This window comes from Staphylococcus sp. EG-SA-2 (assembly GCF_017152085.1).
In genome coordinates this window covers 1-6,333 of the sequence record NZ_JACYHC010000410.1, presented here as the reverse complement: position 1 = coordinate 6,333, position 6,333 = coordinate 1, and the positions used below count along the sequence as shown (strand labels likewise).

Annotated in this window: 9 protein-coding genes, 2 tRNA genes and 1 pseudogene; 4 read left to right on the top strand and 8 right to left on the bottom strand. The window is 28.9% G+C overall.

Annotated elements, in window-relative coordinates; genetic code table 11:
* The 6 genes and pseudogenes from IDG60_RS04240 to IDG60_RS04215 form a co-directional block, all read right to left on the bottom strand.
* Positions 1 to 956 (bottom strand): annotated as a pseudogene (locus IDG60_RS04240) (bacteriocin-associated integral membrane family protein); the annotation flags it as partial.
* A 43-nt stretch (positions 957 to 999) separates the two neighbouring features.
* Entirely contained in the window at positions 1,000 to 1,272 is a 273-nt protein-coding gene (locus IDG60_RS04235) for a lactococcin 972 family bacteriocin (RefSeq protein ID WP_001797239.1), read from the bottom strand.
* A 9-nt stretch (positions 1,273 to 1,281) separates the two neighbouring features.
* Positions 1,282 to 1,383 (bottom strand): hypothetical protein, encoded by a 102-nt coding sequence (locus tag IDG60_RS04230; protein ID WP_031763719.1) that lies wholly within the window; start codon positions 1,381 to 1,383, stop codon positions 1,282 to 1,284.
* A gap of 538 nt (positions 1,384 to 1,921) precedes the next feature.
* Positions 1,922 to 1,984 (bottom strand): hypothetical protein, encoded by a 63-nt coding sequence (locus IDG60_RS22115; protein ID WP_228764722.1) that lies wholly within the window; start codon positions 1,982 to 1,984, stop codon positions 1,922 to 1,924.
* A gap of 314 nt (positions 1,985 to 2,298) precedes the next feature.
* Entirely contained in the window at positions 2,299 to 2,901 is a 603-nt protein-coding gene (locus IDG60_RS04220) for a CPBP family glutamic-type intramembrane protease (RefSeq protein ID WP_001033865.1), read from the bottom strand.
* 14 nt (positions 2,902 to 2,915) lie between these two features.
* Positions 2,916 to 3,092, bottom strand: coding sequence for a YkvS family protein (locus tag IDG60_RS04215; RefSeq protein WP_000214898.1), 177 nt, complete (start codon positions 3,090 to 3,092; stop codon positions 2,916 to 2,918).
* Positions 3,093 to 3,290: 198 nt separating this feature from the next.
* On the opposite strand from IDG60_RS04215, the gene lplA reads away from it, so the two are divergent.
* The gene (lplA, locus tag IDG60_RS04210; protein ID WP_000668820.1) at positions 3,291 to 4,277 is read left to right on the top strand and encodes a lipoate--protein ligase; all 987 of its coding nucleotides are present in this window, start codon (positions 3,291 to 3,293) and stop codon (positions 4,275 to 4,277) included.
* An 80-nt stretch (positions 4,278 to 4,357) separates the two neighbouring features.
* On the opposite strand, the gene IDG60_RS04205 is transcribed toward lplA, so the two are convergent.
* Complete coding sequence (locus tag IDG60_RS04205; protein ID WP_000876826.1) at positions 4,358 to 4,576, bottom strand: IDEAL domain-containing protein; 219 nt, start codon at positions 4,574 to 4,576, stop codon at positions 4,358 to 4,360.
* Positions 4,577 to 4,785: 209 nt separating this feature from the next.
* On the opposite strand from IDG60_RS04205, the gene IDG60_RS04200 reads away from it, so the two are divergent.
* The 3 genes from IDG60_RS04200 (at position 4,786) to IDG60_RS04190 (ending at position 5,662) form a co-directional block, all read left to right on the top strand.
* On the top strand, positions 4,786 to 5,355 hold the full coding sequence (locus tag IDG60_RS04200; protein WP_000287265.1) for a competence protein ComK: 570 nt from the start codon (positions 4,786 to 4,788) through the stop codon (positions 5,353 to 5,355).
* 141 nt (positions 5,356 to 5,496) lie between these two features.
* Positions 5,497 to 5,571, top strand: a tRNA-Asn gene (locus tag IDG60_RS04195).
* A gap of 2 nt (positions 5,572 to 5,573) precedes the next feature.
* Positions 5,574 to 5,662, top strand: a tRNA-Ser gene (locus IDG60_RS04190).
* A gap of 179 nt (positions 5,663 to 5,841) precedes the next feature.
* Here the strand turns inward: IDG60_RS04190 and IDG60_RS04185 are convergent.
* The coding region (locus IDG60_RS04185) for a 5'-nucleotidase C-terminal domain-containing protein (protein ID WP_206160521.1) at positions 5,842 to 6,333 on the bottom strand (492 nt) is incomplete at its 5' end.

The following is a 6,333-nucleotide window of genomic DNA, read 5'->3' as shown; positions in this document are numbered from 1 at the left end:
TTTATTTTATTCAAATCTTTAATAACACTAGTATTTTCTATCATTACACTAGCTATTAGTACTAAGAGAATACTTTTACAAACTGTATTAATAAAACGAATTGTTTTAAAGTGCTGCTTACCTTTAATCATATTAGCAATATTTAAATTTAGTAACATTAAGAAAGTCCATAAATTAATAACACTAATCGTTAAAATGAAAAGACATGAAAGCAGAACTAATCTTAATATGAATAAATCTAAATTACCCGTGTAATTTAATATCCAAAGTACACTTGTAGTTAAAAGAATTTGACTTATGATTAACGTTACCCAATACGTGCATTTTTTTGAAAAATTTTCAAAAATTATTTTTCTTAATGTAAAACCATTTAAATACTTAATCGCATACGCTTTGAAATTAATGTTCTTTTCGAAAATATAATAAATAAAATAAACGATTAAAAGTGCGGATAACGGAACTTCTATATTCATTTGTTTAATGACACCAACGGCAATCATCATATGATCTATTTTGTATGATTCAGCAGTAACACCATATTCTTTTAAAAAATTTATGAATTTAGACACGTCAAAATTTTTGTCTTTTACAAAATAACTTCCTTTGATATCTTTTTTTAATAATTCGTCGTCACTTAAATAATGAATGTTATATTTAGCGTTAAAAGGAGTGATAGTTGTTGCTTTTGATTTATTAAATACATATATATCTTTATCTACGTTTTTGTTTGTATAATTTGAAGTTGATTTATAGATTGCTACGTTCTCATTTTTAGCGAATTGATTTATACGTTTATAAATCTCATTTTTACTATATTTTTTATTCCAGTCAGTTACCGCTATAGGGTATTTAGTATCAGGCAATATTTCTTCGTTTTCTTTATATGTATAAACAAATAACAATATAGCAATCAGAATGAAGGTTGTAACATCAAGTATTAATTTGAACCATTTCATGTTGTACCTCTTGCGTTGTTTATTTTCTATGATTTTTTAGTATTTAATAAATGTTATAATACGCTCTATTGACCCAGCAATTATGTTTAGTAGCTGATGCTTTTGCTTTTACACCAGCTCTTGTATAACCACTAAATGATCTATATTTTCCAATAGCTGTTGCACCATGTCCTTTATGACCATGATAATAATAAGACCAAACATACTTACTGCCGACACCGTGACTCCAAGTGCCTCCTTCTGCGTATTCTGTAGATGCATAAGCTGCTGTTGATAATCCAAGTGCTAAAGTTAAATATAATATAGTGCCAAAAATTTTATTCTTCTATAAAAACACCTCTTCATATTTAATCCATATCTCTTTTTCGTTATTTATACAGAATTTTCTGAAAATAGTCAAGGTTAATTTATTTGCTACAAATTTCAACCACTTTATGTTAAATGGACATCAAAGTATAATTGTATTATTGTTAAATTGCGCAGTGCATAAATAGACGACATGCAGGAACATGTCCCCTATTGAACCCGTTAAAAAGACGGTGACTAAATGAGATTTTCTTTAACCATCATTCGTTGTCAAAGTTTTGAAATGATGGTTGTTTTTTATTGTTTAAATTAATCATTGCGACTTCTATATCAATGAAAGTTATATTAATATATGAACTTCATTACATATTCAATAGAAATCACTTATTTATAAGTACTACCATATAATCATAATTGATTTCTACCACAGTATGATTTTCCTTTCAAATCTGACATGTTTAGCAGGCAATATACGGAAAATACTTCAAAATTTTGTTACACATCTAATAAAAATAGACAATTAAATAAAAGATATGTTACTATAAAAATGTAAAAAGACGACATGCAGGAACATGTCGCCTAATGAGCCCGTTAAAAAGACGGTGACTAAATGAGATTTTCTTTAACCATCATTCTATGTCAAAGTTTTGAAATGATGGTTATTTTTTATTGCTTAAATTTATTATTGCTACTACTATACCAATGAAAGTGACGATAAACATACCGAAACTTAACATTAAATGTAATGCGTTTGCAATAGATATCACAATAGGCTTTTCCTTTCAAAAGTGTTAAGTAATGCCATAGGTACCACCCCCCTTTACTCAGATAGCCACCATCAATTCAACTTGCCCACAAAATATTATACTATTTTTATAAAATATTTAGTAATAAAAACTGACTAAAATATAACCTCAATAATAACTGCTTGCCGTTAAAAATGTATACACTATAATAAAGCATGCCTTGAATCTTCGTATTGCTTTTCTAAAGCAAAAAGCTTTTCTTAGAACACAGACGTCTAAGAAAAGCTTATTTAAGCATTAAAAATTAATAACAATATAATAGCAACAATTTGCGCAACGGATGTTGTTGCTATGCGTCGAGTATACTCATAACTTAATGATAATATCACTTGTGCAACAAATATAAATGTTACTATCCACCAATTATCTAAATAAATAAATAATGAACTAGAACAAATTGCAGTTATTAATATAGCTATCCATTTCGGTATTGAAAAATGTGTTAATTCTTTTTGTAAAACAGTTCTCATATATAACTCGTGACATGGAATGACAAAAAGTAAAGTTACTAACATTTGCCACTTCCAATTGACACCTGTTCTTGCTAATTCTTTAATTAATGAACTATAACTTAAATTAGAAGTTATAAGTGAGAATAAAAGTTGAAGCATAATTAAAATAATTGCCGTAATAATACCAACACCAATTGATGTAAGCAACCGCTTAGATTCAATATCTCTTTGATAAAATACATAACTGATACCAGCAATTAGCATTATACCTGTATATAAATACCAGTATTCTTGGTGTTCGCCCCACATAATAAATAATATGAGATGAAATATAATGAAACTTATAATAAACCAAGTTAAAGCCTTCGAGATTTTATTCATTATAACTTACCTTCTTATTCAACAATCTTATATCGTTTATGATTGATAACAGTTTTTTCCGGTAAATCAAGGTCATTAAAATTTTCCATAATTGTTAAGTCAACAATAACAGAGTTATCGTTGATTTTTTCAACACGACCTCTTAATCCATCCATAAACTCAACAATGTTACCCACTTCTGCAACAGTCATTTTAAGTCCTCCTTAAATCATAACTAAATTATATTGTACTAAAATTCACTTAACAAATAAACTATTAACAATCAAAAATAATAAAATGTAACTTTAAGCCGATATTTAGAATGATTTGTGAGTATATAATTGGCATTTTGAGCAAAGTTAAGGCATAAATAAGTAGAGAATATATATAGATATAAGGGAGAGATTGTAATGAAATTCATTAGTAATAATAATATTACAGATCCAACTTTAAACTTAGCAATGGAAGAATATGTTTTAAAAAATTTACCAGCAGAAGAAAGTTACTTTTTATTTTACATAAATAGACCATCTATCATTGTTGGAAAGAATCAAAATACGATAGAGGAAGTAAATCAGACATATATAGATGCTCATAACATCGATGTAGTAAGAAGAATTTCTGGTGGTGGCGCTGTTTATCATGATACTGGCAATTTAAACTTTAGTTTCATAACAGATGATGATGGTAACAGTTTCCACAATTTCCAAAAATTCACTGAACCAATTGTTCAAGCATTACAATCTTTAGGCGTCAATGCTGAATTAACTGGTCGTAACGATATTCAAGTTGGACAAGCGAAAATCTCAGGGAATGCCATGGTTAAAGTTAAAAATAGAATGTTTAGTCATGGTACGTTGATGTTAAATAGTGATTTAGACGAAGTTCAGAATGCACTAAAAGTTAATCCAGCTAAGATTAAATCAAAAGGTATTAAATCTGTTCGTAAACGAGTAGCAAACATTCAAGAATTTTTAAATGACCCTTTAGAAATTGAAGAATTTAAAAAAATCATCTTGAAAACTATCTTTGGAGAAACTGAAGTAGAAGAATATAAATTAACGGATGAAGATTGGGAAAATATTGAAAAGTTAAGTAACGACAAATATAGAACTTGGGAATGGAATTATGGTAGAAACCCTAAATATAACTTTGAACGCGAGGAAAAATTTGAAAAAGGATTTGTACAAATTAAGTTTGATGTTAAACGAGGTAAAATCGAACATGCAAAAATTTTCGGTGATTTCTTTGGTGTCGGAGATGTCACTGATCTTGAAAATGCATTAGTTGGCTGTCTACACGACTTTGAGCACATAGAAGAAGCACTATCAGAATATGATTTATATCATTATTTCGGTGACATAGATAGACATGAATTAATTAGATTAATGTCATAAACGATTAAAGGACTATTCTTACATGTATGAGATGTTAAGAATAGTCCTTTTATGATTGCGTTATGGAATTCGAATCAATGTTATTCACCGAGAAATGCCTCCAAATTTTTGTATTCTGCCGTATATTGATTAAATGCTGCTTCATCTTTATTGACGAGTGCGTCATCTATAAGTTCTATGAGCTGTCGTTTTCTTACCTCTCGAAGTGCTTCATTGATAATTAATTCAATACCCAAATCATTGACAGTTGTGACAAACGCTTCTAAAGTTGTATGTTTAACATTAGTATTGTATTTCATAGAAACCACTACCTTTCTTTAATTTATAATAAGTATACATTTTTCTAATTTTGAAATCAATGAATATTCTGACTATTAGTTAAAAATTATTGTACATTTTCACCAAAATAATAACTTGACAACTCAGAATTTTATTATAAAATATCTTTATATCATTAATTGTATTTTTATATTAATGGTTTAAAACTTAATAAAGCGAGGTTTTGCTTATGTATTCTCAAAATATTTATGTGATACGCAAAGGAGACATGGTTATTCGACCAGCATTTGATGATGACGATCAAAGAAACGGTAGTGAAATAATTCGGTTTGACAAAACGCGTATTCAAAATCCTTTTAAAGTCCAGAAAATCATTGAACGCTCTTGCAAATTTTATGGTAATACTTATCTTGGCAAGAAAGCAGAGACAAACCGCATTACTGGCATTTCTAGTAAACCACCTATTTTACTAACACCATTATTTCCAACTTATTTTTTCCCAACACATTCTGACAGACAAAATGAAAATATTTGGTTAAATATGCATTATATCGAAAGTATTAAAGAATTAAAAAATCGTAAATGTAAAGTGACATTTATTAATAATGAATCTATCATTCTTCATGTTTCATACCACAGTTTATGGCATCAATATAACAATTCCATTTTTTACTATTACATGGTAGATAAACAATCTCGCATGATATCAAAAAATCCCGACCAACCAATAGATTATAATAAAGCCACATTGAATGTGTTTGAAGCATTGACACGCTATTCTTTATTTGAAGATAAATAAATTGTTTATTTTTAAAATATGCGGAATGTTTTATAAATATAGTGTAAATGTTCTGCATATTTTTTTAAGGTATCTATTGCAAATTAACTTAATCTTGTTATAATAATATTTGTGCTTGATATTCAAACACATACAAATTAATCCACAGTAGCTCAGTGGTAGAGCTATCGGCTGTTAACCGATCGGTCGTAGGTTCGAGTCCTACCTGTGGAGCCATTGGAAACGTACTCAAGTTGGCTGAAGAGGCGCCCCTGCTAAGGGTGTAGGTCGCGAAAGCGGCGCGAGGGTTCGAATCCCTCCGTTTCCGTTACTTGCTAAAATGGTATATACCATTTTAGCTTTTTTGTTTACTTATATATAATGAATGAGAATTTCACTGTTCTTTTATATCAATTTTAAAATTCTAAAAACCTTTCCTAGATAATCTTCTCTAAGAAAGGTTTTTATACTTGTTGAACTTATAATTAATTTATTACATAGCAATATTTACCTGTTTTTAACTACAAAATTATCACTACATGAAATACGATAATTCGGATCTCTTAACTTCTCTGCAATTAATGTACTCATTGTTTCATCGTACGATTCATGTATAATAGCATTTTTTAAATAATTCTTGTAGTTACGATAACAATAGTCAGTCATTGTAACTCTATAACTCTTAGTCAAATCAATTTGATCTAACATTACTCGTTGCCCAGGTTCTTGATTCATATCAATCTCATAATTGAATCCTTGCCACATTGTACATAACGTTTCATCAATAATTGTTAAGCTTAATTGCTCGTTAACAAAATCTAAATGTGAATAACTATACTCCAATATATCTTTGATATTTTGACCACTAATTGTCATATCCATTGGCTTATCTGGATATGGGTATGCATGATACAAATCTTCATTTCGAATCTGTCCACTCAACCCCTTCTCTCCGTTCATAGGCACGTGGACACATGTTATATCATTATCAAATGCAAG

What these genes read in the sequence shown, in the direction of transcription:
- IDG60_RS04205 (WP_000876826.1), bottom strand. Translation starts at nt 4,576, where the DNA reads ATGAAATACAATACTAATGTTAAACATACAACTTTAGAAGCGTTTGTC.
- lplA (WP_000668820.1), top strand. Translation starts at nt 3,291, where the DNA reads ATGAAATTCATTAGTAATAATAATATTACAGATCCAACTTTAAACTTA.
- IDG60_RS04200 (WP_000287265.1), top strand. Translation starts at nt 4,786, where the DNA reads ATGTATTCTCAAAATATTTATGTGATACGCAAAGGAGACATGGTTATT.
- IDG60_RS04215 (WP_000214898.1), bottom strand. Translation starts at nt 3,092, where the DNA reads ATGACTGTTGCAGAAGTGGGTAACATTGTTGAGTTTATGGATGGATTA.
- IDG60_RS04220 (WP_001033865.1), bottom strand. Translation starts at nt 2,901, where the DNA reads ATGAATAAAATCTCGAAGGCTTTAACTTGGTTTATTATAAGTTTCATT.